The 19184-nt window shown below is 40.8% G+C and carries 18 protein-coding genes and 1 pseudogene; 8 read left to right on the forward strand and 11 right to left on the reverse strand.

The genetic code is table 11. The features are described from left to right. Nucleotides 1-40 precede the first annotated feature (40 nt). The 4 genes and pseudogenes from BKL51_RS10175 to fbp all read left to right on the forward strand — a co-directional run bounded on the left by BKL51_RS10175 (nt 41) and on the right by fbp (nt 4203). The gene (locus BKL51_RS10175; protein ID WP_077466568.1) at nt 41-835 is read left to right on the forward strand and encodes a hypothetical protein; all 795 of its coding nucleotides are present in this window, start codon (nt 41-43) and stop codon (nt 833-835) included. 177 nt (nt 836-1012) lie between these two features. After that, complete coding sequence (gene purA, locus BKL51_RS10180) at nt 1013-2311, forward strand: adenylosuccinate synthase (RefSeq protein ID WP_077466569.1); 1299 nt, start codon at nt 1013-1015, stop codon at nt 2309-2311. 68 nt (nt 2312-2379) lie between these two features. Continuing rightward, nucleotides 2380-2976, forward strand: a pseudogene (locus BKL51_RS10185) (DUF484 family protein); the annotation flags it as partial. 222 nt (nt 2977-3198) lie between these two features. Next, nucleotides 3199-4203: a class 1 fructose-bisphosphatase gene (fbp, locus tag BKL51_RS10190; protein WP_059365348.1), complete on the forward strand. Its 1005-nt coding sequence runs from the start codon at nt 3199-3201 to the stop codon at nt 4201-4203. 92 nt (nt 4204-4295) lie between these two features. Here fbp and BKL51_RS10195 read toward each other — a convergent pair whose 3' ends face one another. The 3 genes from BKL51_RS10195 to lptF are packed head-to-tail and all read right to left on the reverse strand — an operon-like array spanning nt 4296 to nt 6693. Further along, nucleotides 4296-4472 (reverse strand): LptF/LptG family permease, encoded by a 177-nt coding sequence (locus tag BKL51_RS10195; protein ID WP_077466571.1) that lies wholly within the window; start codon nt 4470-4472, stop codon nt 4296-4298. A gap of 47 nt (nt 4473-4519) precedes the next feature. Next, nucleotides 4520-5596, reverse strand: a complete 1077-nt coding sequence (lptG, locus tag BKL51_RS10200) for an LPS export ABC transporter permease LptG (RefSeq protein WP_077466572.1) — start codon at nt 5594-5596, stop codon at nt 4520-4522. Between the two features lie 5 nt (nt 5597-5601). Further along, on the reverse strand, nt 5602-6693 hold the full coding sequence (lptF, locus tag BKL51_RS10205; RefSeq protein WP_077466573.1) for an LPS export ABC transporter permease LptF: 1092 nt from the start codon (nt 6691-6693) through the stop codon (nt 5602-5604). 108 nt (nt 6694-6801) lie between these two features. Between lptF and BKL51_RS10210 the strand changes: the two genes are divergently transcribed. Next, nucleotides 6802-8277, forward strand: a complete 1476-nt coding sequence (locus BKL51_RS10210) for a leucyl aminopeptidase (protein ID WP_077466574.1) — start codon at nt 6802-6804, stop codon at nt 8275-8277. A gap of 302 nt (nt 8278-8579) precedes the next feature. Here the strand turns inward: BKL51_RS10210 and BKL51_RS10215 are convergent, their stop codons facing one another. From BKL51_RS10215 to BKL51_RS10235, 5 genes are read right to left on the reverse strand one after another with little or no spacing between them, the layout of a single operon-like run. Further along, nucleotides 8580-9197, reverse strand: a complete 618-nt coding sequence (locus tag BKL51_RS10215) for an energy-coupling factor ABC transporter ATP-binding protein (RefSeq protein ID WP_077466575.1) — start codon at nt 9195-9197, stop codon at nt 8580-8582. Continuing rightward, nucleotides 9184-9825, reverse strand: a complete 642-nt coding sequence (locus BKL51_RS10220; protein WP_077466576.1) for an energy-coupling factor transporter transmembrane protein EcfT — start codon at nt 9823-9825, stop codon at nt 9184-9186. Before BKL51_RS10220 ends, BKL51_RS10215 begins: the two co-directional genes overlap by 14 nt. Beyond that, nucleotides 9822-10442 carry a cobalt transporter CbiM gene (gene cbiM / locus BKL51_RS10225; RefSeq protein WP_077466577.1) on the reverse strand — a complete coding sequence of 207 codons (621 nt, stop codon included), beginning with the start codon at nt 10440-10442 and terminating at the stop codon, nt 9822-9824. The genes BKL51_RS10220 and cbiM overlap by 4 nt, the downstream gene beginning before the upstream one ends. 10 nt (nt 10443-10452) lie before the next feature. Further along, entirely contained in the window at nt 10453-10926 is a 474-nt protein-coding gene (locus BKL51_RS10230) for a hypothetical protein (RefSeq protein ID WP_077466578.1), read from the reverse strand. Nucleotides 10927-10941: 15 nt separating this feature from the next. Then, on the reverse strand, nt 10942-11625 hold the full coding sequence (locus tag BKL51_RS10235) for a DUF4198 domain-containing protein (protein WP_077466579.1): 684 nt from the start codon (nt 11623-11625) through the stop codon (nt 10942-10944). An 86-nt stretch (nt 11626-11711) separates the two neighbouring features. Here BKL51_RS10235 and BKL51_RS10240 point away from each other — a divergent pair, with 86 nt between their 5' ends. Continuing rightward, nucleotides 11712-12116 carry a MerR family transcriptional regulator gene (locus BKL51_RS10240; protein ID WP_077466580.1) on the forward strand — a complete coding sequence of 135 codons (405 nt, stop codon included), beginning with the start codon at nt 11712-11714 and terminating at the stop codon, nt 12114-12116. A 60-nt stretch (nt 12117-12176) separates the two neighbouring features. Here BKL51_RS10240 and pntB read toward each other — a convergent pair whose 3' ends face one another. The 3 genes from pntB to BKL51_RS10255 form a co-directional block, all read right to left on the reverse strand. Beyond that, nucleotides 12177-13601, reverse strand: coding sequence for a Re/Si-specific NAD(P)(+) transhydrogenase subunit beta (gene pntB, locus BKL51_RS10245; RefSeq protein ID WP_077466581.1), 1425 nt, complete (start codon nt 13599-13601; stop codon nt 12177-12179). A gap of 10 nt (nt 13602-13611) precedes the next feature. Further along, nucleotides 13612-15150, reverse strand: a complete 1539-nt coding sequence (gene pntA, locus BKL51_RS10250) for a Re/Si-specific NAD(P)(+) transhydrogenase subunit alpha (protein WP_077466582.1) — start codon at nt 15148-15150, stop codon at nt 13612-13614. Nucleotides 15151-15390: 240 nt separating this feature from the next. Further along, nucleotides 15391-16230: an endonuclease/exonuclease/phosphatase family protein gene (locus tag BKL51_RS10255; protein WP_077466583.1), complete on the reverse strand. Its 840-nt coding sequence runs from the start codon at nt 16228-16230 to the stop codon at nt 15391-15393. A 109-nt stretch (nt 16231-16339) separates the two neighbouring features. Here BKL51_RS10255 and BKL51_RS10260 point away from each other — a divergent pair, with 109 nt between their 5' ends. Together BKL51_RS10260 and BKL51_RS10265 are read left to right on the forward strand one after the other, a co-directional pair. Continuing rightward, entirely contained in the window at nt 16340-17662 is a 1323-nt protein-coding gene (locus BKL51_RS10260; RefSeq protein ID WP_077466584.1) for a sodium:proton antiporter, read from the forward strand. A 263-nt stretch (nt 17663-17925) separates the two neighbouring features. Beyond that, nucleotides 17926-19184: DUF4123 domain-containing protein (locus BKL51_RS10265; RefSeq protein WP_077466585.1), on the forward strand; the 1259-nt coding region annotated here is incomplete at its 3' end.

Raw genomic sequence — 19184 nt, forward strand, 5'->3', positions numbered from 1 at the left:
TTAAATAAAACCTCAATAAAAAACGAATAGGAAATATAATATGTCGTATTTGAAGACGCTAAAAACACTCGTAATTTCAACCGCACTTTGTGGTGCAATCGGCTATGCCTCAAGCTATTGGCTAAATCCCGAATGGAAAACCGAAGCGGAAATCACTCATCCCACCCGATCCGAACTCGGCAATTATTATTCTCTCCTCTCTATGTACCAACTCATGCAAGGGAAAAATAATGCGGATAGTAACGTTCCCGAATTAGTCTATCAAAATTTTACCGAACAGTTGGTTTCTTATAACAACCTAAAAGACTTTTGGGAAAATTCAACCTACTACAAGCAAAAAATCAGTGAAAACACTGTAAAAAATGCCCGACTATTAAATGATTTAATCAAAAATACCCATTTCCAACCGCTTAGTCATAACACCGGAAAAATTACCATCACATTAAGTGAACTGGGAGAATCACAAGCATTGCTTTCCTCACTTCTTGATAATAACAATAGCATCACAAGAAAAGTGATGTATGCCGATCTCATTCTCCAATGGAAAAATTTATTTACTCAAGTAAAAACTGCAGCAGAACTCAATTTGGGTAATATCTCTTACGGCAATAATGCGGCACCTCAAGATTGGCAAGGAAAACTCAATATGATGAAATCCGTTAATCCGCTTGACGAGAATTTTACCGCATTTCATTTCACTAAAAATCCACAGCAGCCGGAAACAAAAGGACGAAACAGTTGGGGAGGCATAGGGGCCGGAATCGGCCTATTACTCGGGTTATTTGCTTTTTTATTTCGTCGTAAACGAAAAACTATTGATTCACCGTTAGATTGAAGGCGCAGCAAAACTAGAAAGTCATAGCAGAATAGTTTAATATAGCGAGCCGTGATTCCGAAATTAATATTCGTCCCTCAATTAAAGTATAGAATTTAATTTTTAGGGTAATCAAAAAGAATAAAAAATATCCGGTTATTCATTTTATCAATCAACCAAATTTAAAAGGTGGAAATAATGGGAAAAAGTGTCGTTATCTTGGGTGCTCAATGGGGTGACGAAGGTAAAGGTAAAATCGTTGATTTGTTAACCGATCGCGTAAAATATGTTGTGCGCTATCAAGGCGGCCATAACGCCGGGCATACGCTTATTATTAATGGTGAAAAAACCGTATTGCGTTTGATTCCATCCGGTATTTTACGCCAAAATGTAACCTGTCTTATCGGAAATGGCGTGGTGCTTTCGCCTGCGGCATTAATGCAAGAAATGGGCGAGCTTGAAAACCGTGGCATCAATGTCCGCGAGCGCTTATTAATTTCCGAGGCTTGCCCTTTGATTCTTCCTTATCACGTTGCCATGGATCATGCCCGTGAAGCGGCACTTGGCAAAAAAGCAATCGGTACAACCGGTCGCGGTATTGGACCTGCTTATGAGGATAAAGTCGCTCGTCGCGGATTGCGAGTAAGCGATTTATTTGACAAAAAAGCCTTTGCCGAAAAGCTTAAAAATATTCTTGAATATTATAATTTCCAATTAGTAAACTACTATAAAGTTGAGCCGATTGATTATCAAAAAACCTTAGATGATGTAATGGCGGTAGCTGACGTTATCACCGGTATGGTGGCAGATGTTACAACAATTTTGGATACTGCACGCAAAAATGGGGACAATATCCTATTTGAAGGTGCGCAAGGCACCATGCTAGACATCGATCACGGCACTTACCCGTTTGTAACCAGTTCAAACACGACGGCGGGCGGCGTTGCAACCGGTTCCGGTTTTGGTCCTCGTAATCTTGATTATGTATTGGGTATTATTAAAGCCTACTGTACCCGCGTAGGCGGAGGTCCGTTCACCACCGAATTATTCGACAATGTAGGCGCTGAAATTGCCCGTAAAGGAAATGAATTCGGTGCGGTAACCGGTCGTCCGCGCCGCTGTGGTTGGTTTGATGCCGTAGCCATTCGTCGGGCGGTTCAGCTCAACTCTATTTCCGGTTTTTGTATGACGAAATTGGATGTGTTAGACGGCTTTGATGAAATTAAAATCTGTGTAGCGTATAAAATGCCAAATGGTGAAATTGTAGAATACGCACCACTTTCAGCAAAAGATTGGGAAGGTATTGAACCTATTTATGAAACCTTACCGGGTTGGAAAGAAAATACTTTCCGTGTTACCGATGTGAATAAATTACCGCAAAATTGCCGTAACTATATCAAACGTATTGAAGAAGTCACCGGGGTTCCGGTAGATATTCTATCAACAGGCCCTGATCGCGTAGAAACAATGATTTTACGTGATCCCTTTGTAGAATAATTTTCTTCTTATTTTTTGACCGCACTTAAAAGTGCGGTCTTTTTTTCTTCTGTTTTGAATCACATATTATGAACGAACAAGATATTATTCATTACCTTGAAAGCCATCCTGATTTCTTTACCCGACATTCTTCACTCTTAAGAAAACTGACTTTTCATCATTCACAAAAAGGGACGATTTCACTCATTAATGCCCAATTAAACCAACAGCGTCAACAAATTACCGCACTCACCTCACAACTTGAAAAATTGCACCGACTGGCGATTCATGACGCCGATATTTTCTTCGCCTTAATGCCACTCCAAAAGAAATTGTTTCAAGCGCAAGATTTTCGTTCTATCGAAAAGAAATTAGATCAATGGGCAAAATCTTATGAATTAGAAGGCGCTAAAATTCTTCTATTTACCGATAGTTGGAAAAAAACAGAAAATATCCCCCCACATAATTGGGTTGATCGTAAAGCCTTTGAAATCATTCGCTTGGAACGTTTAGGGTTACGTCAATTTTATTTAGGTGAATTAAGCGGTAAAGAAAAATCTTTAATATTTTTACCGCAAGAATTGCCCGTCGGTTCTGTGGCTTGCTGCCTACTTGGCATAAAAGATACTCACAAACCCAGCGCAATGTTACTCTTTCGCTCACGTGATACGCAACGTTTTCATAACTGACAAGATATTACTTTTCTCAAACATTTAGTGGATATTGTAGATATTCATTTAGCAAGACATCTCAACCAATAACCAGTGGCTTAGCCTCTACTACCACTAGGTTGTCCTACTTTGAAAATATAAAATTTTGTGATCCAGATCTCATTATTGAAAATTGTCTTTTTTGCGAAAATTTTAAATGACATATAATTCCCACAAGCGTTGTTAGAAGGAAAAGTTATGAAAACATTAAGTGAATTTATTGTAGAACGTCAAGCGGAATACCCTAATGCAAAAGGAGAACTAAGTGGGATTTTGTCGTCCATCCGTTTATTAGCTAAGATCATTCATCGTGATATCAATAAAGCGGGGCTCACCAGTATTTTAGGTCAATCCGGCATTGAAAATGTGCAGGGTGAAAGTCAAATGAAGCTCGATCTCTTTGCTCATAATACGATGAAAGCCGCCCTTATGGCACGTGAAGAAGTCGCGGGCTTTGCCTCCGAAGAAGAAGAAAGTTTTATTGCCTTTGATACGGAACGCGGACGTAATGCGAAATATGTGATTTTAACCGATCCCCTTGACGGTTCCTCGAATATTGATGTCAACGTATCCGTGGGGACAATTTTCTCTATTTATCGTCGTATCTCTCCTATCGGCACACCGGTAACGATGGAAGATTTCCTGCAACCCGGCAATAGACAGGTTGCGGCAGGCTATATTGTGTACGGTTCATCTACCATGTTGGTTTACACCACAGGAAACGGTGTAAACGGTTTCACGTATGATCCCTCTATCGGTACATTCTGTTTATCCCATGAGAATATGAAAATGCCAAAAGACGGGCGTATTTATTCCATCAACGAAGGGCAATATCTCAAATTCCCACAAGGCGTGAAAAAATATATTAAATATTGCCAAGAAGAGGATAAAGCGACACAACGTCCTTATGCTTCACGCTATATCGGTTCCCTTGTTGCCGATTTTCACCGCAATTTGTTAAAAGGCGGAATTTACATTTACCCAAGTGCAACTAACTATCCAAAAGGGAAACTACGCTTACTTTACGAGGGTAACCCTATGGCATTTTTGGCTGAACAAGCCGGGGGATTAGCCACTGACGGCTATCGTCGAATTTTAGATATTGAACCGAAAGAATTACACGAGCGCATACCGTTATTTGTCGGCTCGGAACAAATGGTGAAAAAAGCAGAAGAAATGATGCTTGCCTTTAAAGAGGACTAACCAACCAAAACAAAAGTGCGGTCAATTTCATAAGAGTTTTAAAACTCATTTGAAATTGACCGCACTTTTCTATGCTATCTACTTTGCTAAAATTAATCCCGTTTTCGACTTAACAGCCACCAGATAACCGCAGTAAATAACAAACTTGGAAGTAATGCGCCAAATCTTACCGACATATTATAAACGACGATCATTTCTTCAAAAATCTCGTTTACAACATAAAACAAGAAGCCAAAACAAATTCCCTTCAAGTAAGTTTTAAAATTCATTTGAAATTAACCACACTACACTTTTTATGCTATCTACCTTGCTAAAATTAATCCCGTTTTCGACTTAATAGCCACCAGATAATCGCAATAAATAACAAACTTGGGATTAATGCGCCAAACACTGCCGGCATATTATAAACAACGCTCATTTGCCCAAAAATCTCATTGACCACATAAAACAAGAAACCAAAACAAATTCCCGTTACAATTCTTGCGCCTGCCGTCACGCTACGCAAAGAGCCAAAAATAAAGGATAACGCAAGCATCATCATCACACCGACAGAAATCGGCTGAAAAACTTTACGCCAAAAAGTTAATTCAAAGCGCCGAGCGTCTTGCCCGGTTTCTTTTAAAAAGTGGATATATTCATATAATCCGCTGATAGACAACGAGGTCGGGCGCAATGATACTGCCCCTAATTTATCCGGGGTTAAATTGGTTTCCCAAGATTCGGTTAAACGATTTGTCGTCACAATACTTTCTTTTTGGATCGTCGAATCGTTTACCTGATGCAGTTTCCACTTGTTTTCTTCCAAAGAATAGGTCGCCTGATTGGCATGTTTTAACTGCGTTAAATGTTGCTTATCATCAAAGGTGTAAATATAAACATCGTTTAATTTGACATTATCGGTAACACTACGTACAAAAACAAAACGCTGACCGTCTTTCGCCCAGACGCCATTTTTTATTGACAGCATTGAACCGCCTGAAATTGCTCGAGCTCGCATATCACGGGCAAATTGTTCCGTTTGCGGAATGCCCCATTCACCAATCGCCATCGTTAAAATCACTAATGGTAAGGCAGTTTTCATCACCGCCAATCCAATTCTAAAACGCGAAAAACCTGCCGATTGCATCACCACTAATTCACTACGACTAGCCAAATTACCAAGAGCAATCAACGCCCCCAATAGCACCGCCATAGGGAAAAAAGTTTCCACATCTTTTGGTACGGTTAAAAAAGTAAAACTAACCGCTTGTAATACGTCATAAGTTCCCTTACCGACACTACGGAACTGCTCTACGAATTTAATGATGGCAGACAACCCTACAAGCATGAGCAAAGTTGCAAAAATAGCCCCTAAAATGCTTTTACCAATATAACGGTCTAAGGTATTCATCATTTGGCTTACCCTTTTCGGCTAAAAAGACGGCGGAATTTATACATCATTGCACTATCCCAACTATTTAATACAATCCCAAGCAATAAAAAAATAACATTTACGGTAGGCATAAAAATTGCCGCATCTAATTTTCCTGCCGAACCGGCAGATTTAAATGAACTTTGTAATAAGAAATAAATAAGATAAAGCAATAATGCAGGCAGAATTTTCGCAAAACGTCCTTCTCTTGGATTCACTCTACTTAGCGGCACAGCAATTAATGCCATTAACGGCACTGCTAAAATGAGGGTAACCCGCCAATGTAATTCGGCTTTTGCCGCCTCGCTATTTTGTTTCACCAACTCTTCGGAAGAAAGTGCGGCGGCTTCATCAGATTTGTTATCCGTAGCTTGAAATCCCAGATAAGCTTGATAATTATCAAAATGTGTAATACGGAAATCCGGCAACGCTGCGGTGCCTTCCACCCGTTGTGTATTTTGCAAATTCAGTATTTGATCACCGTTTGGCAAGACTTTTAATTCCCCTTTTTCCGCAGTAATGACGGAAGGTTTGGTTTGTCCTTTTGGTGCGGTTTGGAATAGGTAAACCTCATTGATGCGATTGCCTTTGATATTATCAATAAACAACACAAAATTATTATTACCGGAGATAAACTGCCCGGAAGAAAGTGCTCCCATCGTTGGATTCGCTTTCGCCTCTTCCACAATAGTGCTTTGCTTTTGAATCGCCCACGGAGAAAGCCATAGCGCATTATATGCCGCTAAGCCCGTAGTGAACAAAGACAGTACGAGCGCCACACGCACTAAAATCCGCTGACCGACACCGCAAGCATGCATCACGGTAATTTCACTTTCCGCATACAACCGCCCAAATGTCAACAAAATGGCAATAAACAAACACAACGGCAACATTAATTGCGCCATGGTCGGCATTCCCAGTCCAAGTAAAGAAAAAACCAAATCCGCCGGCACATTACCATTTGCCGCAGAACCAAGCACACGCACAAGTTGCTGGCAGAAAAAAATTAACAGCAAAATGAACAAAATCGCCACTTGGCTCTTAAAGACTTCTTTCGTTAAATATCGCGTTAAAATCATCTTATATCGTTATTGTTTATCGTTAAAATTGAGGGGAAAACTAGATAAAATCGACCGCGTATGATACCTTATTTTCGCTGATTTAAACAATCAAAATAAGGAAATCAAATGAAATATCAAGCAAAATTAACCGCACTTTCACAAGCTACCGAATGTATTGTAATAGGTGTGTATGAGAACAATGAATTTTCAAAAAGTTTCAATGAAATCGACCTTACCACTCAAGGCTACCTCAACAGTTTAATACAATCAGGCGAACTCACCGGAAAATTAGGACAAACTTTATTGTTACGCGACCTCAATGGCATTAGCGCAAAACGAGTTTTAATTATTGGTTGCGGTAAAAAAGGCGAACTCAGCGAACGCCAATATAAGCAGCTTATTCAAAATATGTTAAAAGCGTTAAAAGATACCAATATTCGTGAAGCGGTTTATTATTTGACAGAAGTTGAAATCAACAACCGTGATCTTTACTGGAACATCCGTTTTGCCATTGAAACCATTGAGCATACCAACTATCAATTCGATCAATTCAAATCTAAAAAAGCGGAACCAATCAGCCTAGAAACGCTCACTTTCAATACTGATTGCCAACAGGCACAACTCGCTATCGATCACGCCCAAGCTATTGCAAGCGGTGTAAAAGCGGCACGGGATATTGCCAATATGCCGCCTAATGTGTGCAACCCGGCTTATCTTGCCGAACAAGCGAGAAATTTAGCGGAAAAATCCACCGCACTTTCCCTTGACGTAATTGATGAAAAAATGATGGCCGAGTTAGGTATGAATGCTTATCTTGCGGTTTCCCGCGGTTCATCAAACCCGGCTTATATGTCTCTTCTTCATTTTAACAACGCAGTGGATAAAAATACCAAACCGATTGTGCTTGTGGGCAAAGGCTTAACTTTTGATGCCGGCGGTATTTCCTTGAAACCCGCAGCCGATATGGACGAAATGAAATATGACATGGGCGGGGCGGCTTCCGTATTCGGAACAATGAAAGCCATCGCGGAACTTAATTTACCGCTAAATGTGATTGGCGTGCTTGCAGGTTGTGAAAACCTACCGGATGGCAATGCCTATCGTCCGGGCGATATTCTCACCACCATGAACGGATTAAGCGTAGAAGTGCTAAACACGGATGCAGAAGGTCGCCTTGTACTTTGCGACGCACTTACCTATGTAGAACGTTTTGAACCTGAACTTGTCATTGATGTGGCGACCCTAACCGGCGCATGCGTTGTCGCGTTGGGACAGCACAATAGCGGACTAATGTCGGAAGATGAAAACCTTGCAAACGAATTACTCAACGCGGCTCAACAAACTACGGACAAAGCTTGGCGTTTACCGTTAAGCGAAGAATACCAAGAACAGTTGAAATCCCCATTTGCCGATCTTGCCAATATCGGCGGGCGCTGGGGCGGTGCAAGCACGGCCGCTGCGTTTTTGTCTAACTTCACAAAAAAATACCGCTGGGCGCATTTGGATATCGCCGGCACGGCATGGTTACAAGGTGCGAATAAAGGTGCAACCGGTCGCCCGGTTTCGCTACTCACACAATTTCTGATTAATCAAGTAAAATAAAACAAAATTGACCGCACTTTGTTGTAATAATAAAAAGTGCGGTCAATTTTTGCTAATTATTCGTCATTATGTAGTATAAAGAAAAGGTAGGGACGCCACACTGGCGTCCGTAAAAAATTAAATGATTTAGCGGATGCCAGCGTGGCGTCCCTACATATGAGATAAAATCCAAGTTTGTGCAACTGCTACGTAATACCGTAATTATTCGGTAAATTCAAAAATATCTAAAACGGAATTTGTTTCTGATAGCTTAGGTTAGGGTACATTCCCAAATAGGTGGGTTCTTTAAATTTTTATCAAGATCACAAATTGATAATTTCATCCGCCAATTCATCAATAAATCCCTGATAATGTGAAGAAATTAGCATAGGCAACCCAAGTTCACGCAAAAGAGCGGTCAGTTTTTGTGTATTTTTGCGATCTAATCCGTTCGTTGGTTCGTCCAACAATAAAATTTTGGGTTGCATGGCAAGCACACCGGCAAGAGCGGTAAAATTCTTTTCGCCGCCTGAAAGCGTATGCACCGTGCGATCCTTTAAATGGCTAATCCTCAGACGGTCAAGTTGTTGTTCCGCAAGTTGATAAGCGTATGCTTGAGAGTGGCCTTGGTTAAGTGGGCCAAAGGCGACATCATCCAGCACGGTCGGGCCAAAAAGTTGATCATCGGCATTCTGAAAGCAAATTCCCACCACACCACGAAAAGGGGCAAAATCTTTCTCTTTTCGACAGTTTTTTCCAAATAATCGGATTTCCCCTTTTGAAATAGGAACAAACCCAAGTAAGGCAAGTAATAAAGTGGTTTTACCCGCACCAATTTCCCCTTGAATAAATAAGCGTTTTTTCTCTTCAAGGTGAAAAGTTAAATTTTGAATAATCGGTTTGCCACTACGTTCAATGCAAATATCTTTAACGTTCAGCATCTTCTTTCCTGTTACCAAATTGAAAACTTCGGCATTTCAATGCTATTTGTGCCGTTTCCGCTTTCAATAAGGCATGAATCAATAATAATGTCACCGCTTGTGCCGTCACATAAAAGGTTCGACGATTAAATGCCGCTTGATATCCACGGGCGCGCATTGCAATATCCATCTTTTGTCGTAGCTCGCCAAGCAATGCAATGTAACGTATCGTCAAAACAAATAATTGTATGAGTTTTTCCGGTAAGGGTAATTTGCCAAGTGCTTGAATCAATATGGCATCGTTGATATTCCATAAAAAAAGCCAGAGAGAAAACAATACTAGATTCATTCTTAGGCTAAGTATTTCGGCAAGTCGTATTCCTTGTATATTAACTTCAATGCCTTTTTCCCCTACCTTCCAAACCAGTGTCACCCAGATTAAAAAGATAAAAATTAATAGACCTAACCAACGTTTAACATAAGGAAATAAAGGCTTGGAATGAATTAAAACCAACAAGATAAAAACAGTCGCAACACTGATATTAAGTGTAATAAGCCAAGAAAAATCACTTAAACCGCTAATTATGAGTCCCCAGAGAAAAAGCCCGATCAAACGAAAGTGCGGTTGAATTAAAGCATGAATTTTCATGAAACGATTGCCGTACGATTCAATGCTTCAGGATACATTTTACAAAGAAGTGAAATCACACCAACACTGATTAGGCTGTCTAACACTAATACCGGAATATGGGAAATGAGCAATAACCCAACCAGACTGCTATAACTTTTCCCCCCGTCAAGCACCAATGCCAAAGAGGCTAATGCGGCTGCACCGCCTACGCCGATAATCCCCGCGCCGATACCAACAAATAAACGACTTTTTAATGGCATTTGGGGCATCAAAAATGAACGGAAAAGATAGTGAGCGATAAGTGCCGGCGTTGCCATCAAACAAAGGTTTACCCCCAAGACCGCAAAGCCGCCAAAGGAGAAAAACAACACTTGTAACAATAAAGCGATGAGAAAGGCGGGAAAAACTGCCCAGCCCAGAAAAAGCCCCGCCATACCGTTTAAAATCAAATGCACACTGCCGATGCCGACCGGTATATGGATCGTACCGGCGACAAAGAAAGCGGCGGCAAAAAGTGCTGCGAGCGGTAAATTTTCAACCTCTAAACGGCGTATTCCGATCGTAATTCCTATCACGGCGAGAACTGCTCCGGTTAATAAAATCGGCGTATGCAAAACACCTTCGGATAAATGCATTTTAGTATCCTTATTTGGTTTTTCGTAAATTACGCCAAGCAATCAGTCCGGCAACGCCGACAATGTAGCCAATTCCGCCTAAAATATCATGCCAATAAATTTTATCTTTTAACTCGGCAATATCCGCTCGTAGCAACATCAGATCCGCCGTTTGATTATTTGAAGGCGATGTACGATCCGCCACAATAGAGGCACGATGACCTTCTTCGCCTTCTACCACGACTTTTAACACCGACCCCGCCACATTCGGCACAGCAAGGCGAAATTCGCCTTTCATATTTGTTTTGGAATTTAAAATTGGTTCTTTCGCTCCCGAGCGAAACACTTCTAAATAGGTTTCCGCCGCCGGTGTCATATCGGAATAGTAAGATTTACCGGAAAGGATTTGCCCGTCATATTGAGCAAATACGTGAAGTGCATGAGCTTGTACATTCGGTAAATACAATGCAAGAAAAAGTGCGGTAAAAAAAGACAATATTTTCATTCTGGCATCGCCTATTTATTGTGCATCAAAGGTCAGCATATATTCAACGGTTTTACGATCATAATCAGGATTATCCGCCACATTCTCTTCAAACTCCGCCCATACTTTGTTATAACCTCTCACGGGCGTAAATTCGGCAATGCCCTTTTCATCGGTTAAATTAAACGGAGCATCTTCCCCCACTCCTACCTTAGTACCTTGAATCGGTTTTCCATTGTGTAAAACAAGAATAGCAAGAGGTTTTCCCGCCTCGGCTTTCATCTGCGGGATCAATTCATAGGCTACATCATGGGCTTTAAAGGATTGCTCATCCCATTTCAAAATCGCTTTACCTAATTTCAATGGATTGGTGCTAAATTCCGCAGAAGGTTCTTCACGTTTGGTTTTTTCCACATATTTACCACTTGGTAATTTTGACCATATACCATTATCAAATGTCATAAATACCATATCGGATTTGGGTATCAGGTAGGCTTCGCCATTTTTAAATTGATAGTCAAGTGCGGTCAATTTTCCTTGAGAATTTAGAATTTGTAAGGATTTAATTTTGTGTTGTGGGTAAGATTCCGTTTCCGTATGACCAAATTTCATCACATATTCATCTTGTGATGAAGCCGGTTCAAGCCATACATTATGCGCGTTTGCCACAGACAGTGTGAAAAGTGCGGCTAATCCCATTGTTATTTTTTTGAATTGCATTTATTGGTTTCCTTATTATTAAAAAAGCGGGAGCAATGATAGAATATGAAGTAACTTTAGAGTCAAGCGAAATTTTGAGGAAAATCATGAAAATAGGTCAGCTTGCCAAAGCGTTAAATTGCACCGTAGAAACCATTCGTTTTTACGAAAAACAGGGGCTACTCCCCTCTCCCCTACGCTCGAATGGAAATTTTCGCCAATATAATGAAGATCATCTGAAACGTCTGTCTTTTATTTGCAATTGCCGAAGTTTAGATTTATCTCTCAATGAAATTAAAACCTTAATTTCCCTTGAAAACCAAACCGAGCAACGCACTGAAGAAATGAATAAATTATTGGATCGTCATATTAAAGATACAGCTAAACGTATTCACGAATTGGCACACTTGCGGATGAAATTAATCGAACTCAAAGAAAAAATCGTCTCAAATGATGAAGATCCGATAAAACTACTGTTACAACATAGTGGGGTAAGGTTTGTGAGGTTATAAATTTAACGCAAAAAAATACCGCACTTCAGTTTCCCAAAGTGCGGTTTATTTTCAGCTTGTTTAAAGAGCTTTTAGAATATCTTCAACGCGATCTTTCGCATCACCAAAGAGCATTTGGGTATTCTCTTTGAAGAATAACGGATTTTGCACACCGGCATAACCTACTGCCATAGAGCGTTTGAATACGATCACATTTTGCGCTTTCCATACTTCCAATACCGGCATTCCTGCAATCGGGCTGTTTGGATCTTCCATTGCCGCAGGGTTTACAGTATCGTTTGCACCGATAACCAATACTACATCGGTATCTGCGAAATCTTCATTGATTTCATCCATTTCAAGCACAACATCATAAGGTACTTTGGCTTCCGCTAACAGCACGTTCATATGCCCCGGTAAACGACCTGCAACAGGATGAATACCAAAACGTACGTTTACGCCACGTTCACGTAATTTTGCAGTAATATCCGCCACCGGATATTGCGCTTGTGCCACCGCCATACCATATCCCGGAGTGATAATGACAGAACTTGCATTTTTCAGTAACTCCGCGACTTCTTCCGCTGTGGTTTCACGATGCTCGCCTTGCTCTTCATCGGAAGAGACTTGCACATCATTGCCAAAGCCACCGGCAATCACGCTGATAAACGAGCGGTTCATCGCTTTACACATAATGTAAGAAAGAATCGCACCGGAAGAACCGACCAATGCACCGGTTACGATTAATAGGTCATTGCTCAGCATAAAACCTGCAGCCGCCGCAGCCCAACCGGAGTAAGAGTTAAGCATAGAAACCACTACCGGCATATCCGCACCACCGATAGATGCCACTAAATGCCAGCCGAATGCAAGTGCGATTGCGGTCATTAATAACACAGGGAAAATATTCTCAGGGTTGTTTAAGAATGCCACCATCAATAATACAGAAACTACAATCGCCGCTAAGTTTAATTTATGACGGTGCGGTAGCATTAATGCTTTTGAGTTAATTTTTCCGCTTAACTTACCGAACGCCACTACCGAACCCGTAAAAGTTACCGCACCGATAAAGATCCCGAGGAATACTTCAACATTGTGAATGGTCGCCAGAGTTGCCTGTTCAGCAAGGAATTGTGCCTGTTGCACATCATCCAAACCGTTCGGCATAGTTGGAATATCGTGTAAACCATAGCTGTTAAAACCGACAAGCACGGCCGCTAAACCCACAAAGCTGTGGAGAATTGCCACAAGCTCCGGCATTTCCGTCATTTCTACTTTTAATGCGCGTTGAATACCGATTACACCGCCGGCGGTCATCGCAATGATGATCCAAAACGTCCCTTCGGAATGCGGGCCGAAAATAGTCGCTACAAGCGCAATAGTCATCCCGACAATACCAAACCAACAACCCGCTTTGGCAGTTTCGTGTTTAGAAAGTCCCGCCAAGCTCATAATGAAAAGTAATGCTGCAACAATATACGCAGCCTGTACTAAACCTTCAGACATTACGTTCTCCTTAACCTTTTCTAAACATTGCCAACATACGTTGTGTTACACGGAATCCACCAAAAATATTGATGCTTGCCACCAAAATTGCCACAAAGGCTAACGCATCAATAAAGAGGTTGCCCGACGGCTGACGAATTTGCAGTAACGCCCCTACAATAATGATACCTGAAATGGCATTCGTCACCGCCATTAATGGTGTGTGAAGTGCATGACTAACATTCCAAACCACGTAATAACCCACCACACAGGCTAATACAAACACCGTAAAATGTGATAAAAATGCAGCCGGTGCAACGGAAGCAAGCCATAGGAATAATACGCCGACACCTGCCATCACACCGTATTTCACACGCGGATTGGTCGGTTTGGCTTCTTTTTTCTCTGCCACAGGTGTGGCTTTTACATCTTGTTTTGGTTGAGCCGATACTTGAATTTGTGCCGGAGGAATTTCTTCCCCGTCACGCACAACAGTCACACCGCGTAATACTACATCCTCAAAATCAATGTTAATGTTGCCGTCTTTCTCTTTACACAAGAGTTTCAATAAATTGACTAAGTTTGTGCCGTAAAGTTGGGAAGATTGTGTCGGTAAGCGGCTTGGGAAATCCGTATAGCCGATCACTTTCACTTGGTTTTCAGTCGTCACGACTTTACCCGCTTGGGTATATTCGCAGTTACCGCCTGTTGCCGCTGCCAAATCCACAATCACCGAACCCGCTTTCATGGAATCCACCATTTCTTTGGTGATCAAACGTGGCGCAGGTTTACCCGGAATCGCAGCCGTTGTAATGATAATGTCCACCTCTTTGGCTTGCTCTGCGTAAAGTTCCATTGCTCGGCGGTTAAACTCTTCCGACATCACTTTCGCATAACCATCACCGCTGCCGCCTTCTTCTTTAAAATCAATTTCTAAGAAGCTTGCACCCATACTTTGAACTTGTTCTTTTACTTCTGGACGGGAATCAAACGCACGTACAATCGCACCAAGGCTATTTGCCGCACCAATCGCAGCTAAACCTGCCACCCCCGCACCAATCACCAACACTTTTGCTGGCGGAACTTTACCTGCGGCCGTAATTTGTCCGGTGAAAAAACTGCCAAACTCGTGTGCCGCCTCAATCACCGCACGATAACCGGAAATATTCGCCATTGAACTTAATGCGTCCAAGGCTTGCGCACGCGAAATACGCGGCACGGCATCCATTGCAAGCACATTGATTTTTTTCGCTGTTAATTTTTGCATTAACTCAGGATTTTGCGCACGCCAAATGAAACTGACCAGCGTTGCCCCTTCTTTCATTTGAGCGATTTCTTCATTTGTCGGCGGATTCACTTTAAAAATGATATCCGATTGCCAAATTTCAGCCGCTGCACCAATTTTTGCACCTGCGTCTAAAAATGCCTGATCCTCAAAACTTGCTTTAAAGCCCGCATCGTGTTCCACGATAACCTCAAAGCCCAATTTCAGGATTTGTTGAACCGTTTTTGGCGTTGCCGCCACACGTGCTTCATTATCAAGCAGTTCTTTTGGTACACCAATTAACATACTGTTTCCCTCTGTTTGATGATTGGGTTGATGATTTTATTGAATGAATTCAAGTTCATTCTTCCGATAAATGACAAAAAGTCAGATGGCGTTAACTGTATCATTTTTCAGTTAAAATGAGATATATTTTTTTAACTGTTTTTACAATATATTGTGATAGGGATCACAAAGCAAAACAAAAAAGTGCGGTTGATTTTCACAACATTTTTCGCTAACGATATTCTCAATAGTTGCTTTCACTTACTCTAAAACAAACTCCAGCCAAATCGGAGAATGATCGGAAGAGACAACTTTTTTCGATGTTGCAGTTAGGACTTTCACTCCCCTTACAAATACATAATCCAGTGGATAATCAAAAAATCGTACCCGTTCATCTTGAGAAAACGAAACCTCATTTAACCCCTTTTTGCCGATAAATTCATCGAGGATTTGTTTTCGTTCCGCATTCCACGCATTAAAATCGCCCGCTAAAATGACCGCACTTTGATAAGAAGGAATAACAGAAAAAATACGTTCCAACTGCGCACGGTAAGCACTGGGTTCCCACTCAAAATTGATTAAATGGGCATTAATGACGAGTAATTCCTCACCATTATTCAACGGGAATGTCATTACGCCGGCAACTTTCGGAATACGAATCCAAGGTTCGGGATGAGCAATACCGCAATAACTTTTCGGCACAGAACGGCTGAAAGTTTTCACGCCGGATTGTCGCGCTTTATAAGAAAAACTTGAAATAAAAAGTGCGCTCGAAAATGAAGACAAATTTTGTTCCACGGTGGCTTCTTGTAAGAGTACAAAATCTTGATCCTGTGAAAAACGCGCCAAATCTTGCCGCCAACCTTGATCCGAGCCTTTATGAATATTCCAACTTAATAATCGAAGGTGTTTCTTCTCTAGGGTAGGGATAGATGCCTCACGGGAAAAACAAAATGTATTTGTAGGTTCAAAAGAGAATTGAGAGGTCGTTTTTAAATCAATTTGAATTGTTTCAAAAATACGAAACTGGCTAAAAATATAAATTCCGACTGCAATACCCAGCACGAGTAAAAATGCAAAAATTTTATTAATCGTTTTCATTATTTGATATATTTCAATAAATATGAACTTTATAAATGATAGCAGTTTGCTTATACTAGACAACGTTTAATTTAATTATGCCTACTATTTCTTAGTTTGGGACTAAACCATGAATATTTACACCTACCTCTGCTTTCTTGCTACTATTGCGATTCTAATCAGTTTTATCACACAAAAAATCAATGACAATATCCAATATACCATTGCAATTACCGCCACCTCCATGTTGGGTTCTTTAATATTGGTTTTATTAGGGTATTTAAATTGGTTTAATTTAGATCAAATTGCAATAAAAGTCGTTGAAAGAATTGATTTTAAAGATTTCTTACTAAACGGTATTCTGGGTTTCTTACTTTTTGCCGGTGCATTAGGCATTAAACTGCCGGTATTAAAAAATCAGAAATGGGAAATTACCACCTTTGCGCTATTTTCTACCTTTTCTTCTACCTTTTTTATCGGTTTTATGCTTTATGGTATCAGTCAATTATTCGGTTGGCACATCGATTTAATCTACTGCATTCTATTCGGTGCATTAATCTCCCCCGACGACCCTATCGCCGTACTCGCCATTATTAAAAACTTAAAAGCGCCAAAGCGTTTAGCTATGCAAGTCGAAGGAGAATCTTTATTTAATGACGGGATCGGATTAGTGATTTTTACCACAGTTTTTGCCGTTGCCTTCGGCGGGCAAGAGCCTACTACCGGCGGTGTATTGCAGCTCTTTTTCAAAGAAGCATTAGGCGGCATTGTTTTTGGTTTTGTCATCGGCTTACTTGCTCATTACTTAATTTCTGCAACCGATGACGGTTCGTTAGAAATTTTATTAACCCTGACTATCCCGACTGCCGGTTTTATGTTAGCTAATTTACTCCATGTTTCCGGAGCGCTTGCTATGGTTGTTTCCGGAATTTTAATCGGTAACTGGACACGCTACACCGGATTTTCAAAACAAAGTCGGCATTATTTCAATCATTTTTGGGAAATGATCGATCACTTCCTAAATTCACTTTTATTTATTTTAATCGGCTTAGCCATTCTACTTATTCATGTTTCATGGCAGGGTTTAATTCTGATTGCTCTTGCAATTCCGATTTGCTTGGTTTGCCGTTACATCAGTGTATGGCTTCCTTTCCAAGTGATGAAACGCTATCGCAAATATAATCCTTATACCCTACGAGTGCTGACTTGGGGAGCCTTACGCGGCGGATTGGCATTGGCAATGGCACTTTCTATTCCTATGGGACAATCCTACATTGAAGGATTAAATATGGATGTGCGTGATCTCATTTTGGGAATGACCTATGCCGTAGTAACTTTCTCTATCCTCATACAAGGTACGACTATTGAAAGCATGATCCGAAAATCCAAAGAAGTGATCATGCGCGAACGTGGTTACGTTGGTGTAGGTTTAGCAAAAGAGAATAAAGAATAGTCTGCAAAAGTGCGGTTTAAAAATAAGGTATTTTCTCACTGTTGCACACAACTGACATTTTAATCCGAGCGTAGAGACACACTGCATCTGTCCGACACTAATTCGACTAAGGCGCACACAATGCGCCCCTCCGTTTCGTATCAATTTTTTATTTTGTGCGTTTACTATATCACCGATACAAGGCTGTATTGTGAACAATTTGTTGTATTTCATTTTGCATGAAGTTTTTTTATAATGCCTACAAAATAAAAAAAGGATTCTCTATGCAACATACTCTTCACCCTTATGCCGTAGACGGCACAATCATTCACGAAAACGAACAAGAAAATGTGGTATTGCTTATTTACGCCCACAATGCAGAAATTGCTGAAAATCATATTCGGATTTATGCTCAACAGCATCGGCTGAGACTAACACACCAACTTCTTCCCCTGCCTTTTGATCTATATTTACAACGCCACGCCAATTCCGATTTTATTTCTCCTTTAACCGAACTTTCCGCCACGCTTTCAGAAAATAACCCACTGCTCATTTTTAATCCCAACCAATACCAAGCAAGCGAAAAAAGCCCTACGCCTTGTTTAATCAAAGAAGAATTTTTACTGCGGGAAGAAGATGAACATTCCTCTTTCTTGTTTCAGCCTATTCCACGTTCAATAAAGTTACATTTATGGCAAGGAAATAGTGAAAGCCAATGTTATGCCGTTATCAATGCCGCAGTCAGTTTTTGGTTTCCTCGACACTTTCAGGGTGAAGGCATTCGTTTCGAATGTTTATTCAAAGGTGAAGAAGGCGAAAAGCGTAAGAAGGTCGCGCCCTATTTATTACATCTGCCCGAAAATCACTCGCTTGTCGAGCAATTATGTAGTGTACCGGTTAAACCTCAAGAAGACGGAGAACAGCATTGGCATAAAAACTTTGGTTTTTTCTTCCGCTCTTCGGCAGATTTTGACACCTTATTACATCATTTTAGAAAATTCATTTATATGAATACCTATGACGATCGCCTGCTTTATTTCCGCTTTTATGATCCGATCGTGCTCGAAGATTATTTCGATTTTCTGCAACACTATCCACGAAAACTCTCGACCTTTTGGGGTAACGGCTTGATTGACAGCTTTATTTTGCCAAAACAACAAAATGCGGTGAGCTATGTGCCGAATGTGGATTTTTCAAAAATCGAACCGGCGAAAAAGCAGTTTGATAAGTTTGAAATGAAGGAAATGATTGCCAAAAAAGATAAAAAACTACTTGCCCGGTTAATAGAAGATTTAATCACAAACGCCCCTTACCTAACGGACACCTACAGTCTTCAAGAGATCGAAAATGTCGTGCAATACCACTACAAAATGGGCTTGAAATATCGTTTTTATGAAACAGACACCATCGGATTTTTATCGCTTGCCACCCTATTTTACGGCAAAACCGCGGATAAACTGGATCCTGAGCCCGTCATTATGAAACTTTTAACACTCAATTACCTTTCAGAACCGGAAAAGGTATATTACATTCAACACCGCCT

The sequence above is a fragment of the Rodentibacter sp. Ppn85 genome (assembly GCF_001999335.1).
In the GTDB taxonomy this organism is placed as follows: domain Bacteria; phylum Pseudomonadota; class Gammaproteobacteria; order Enterobacterales; family Pasteurellaceae; genus Rodentibacter.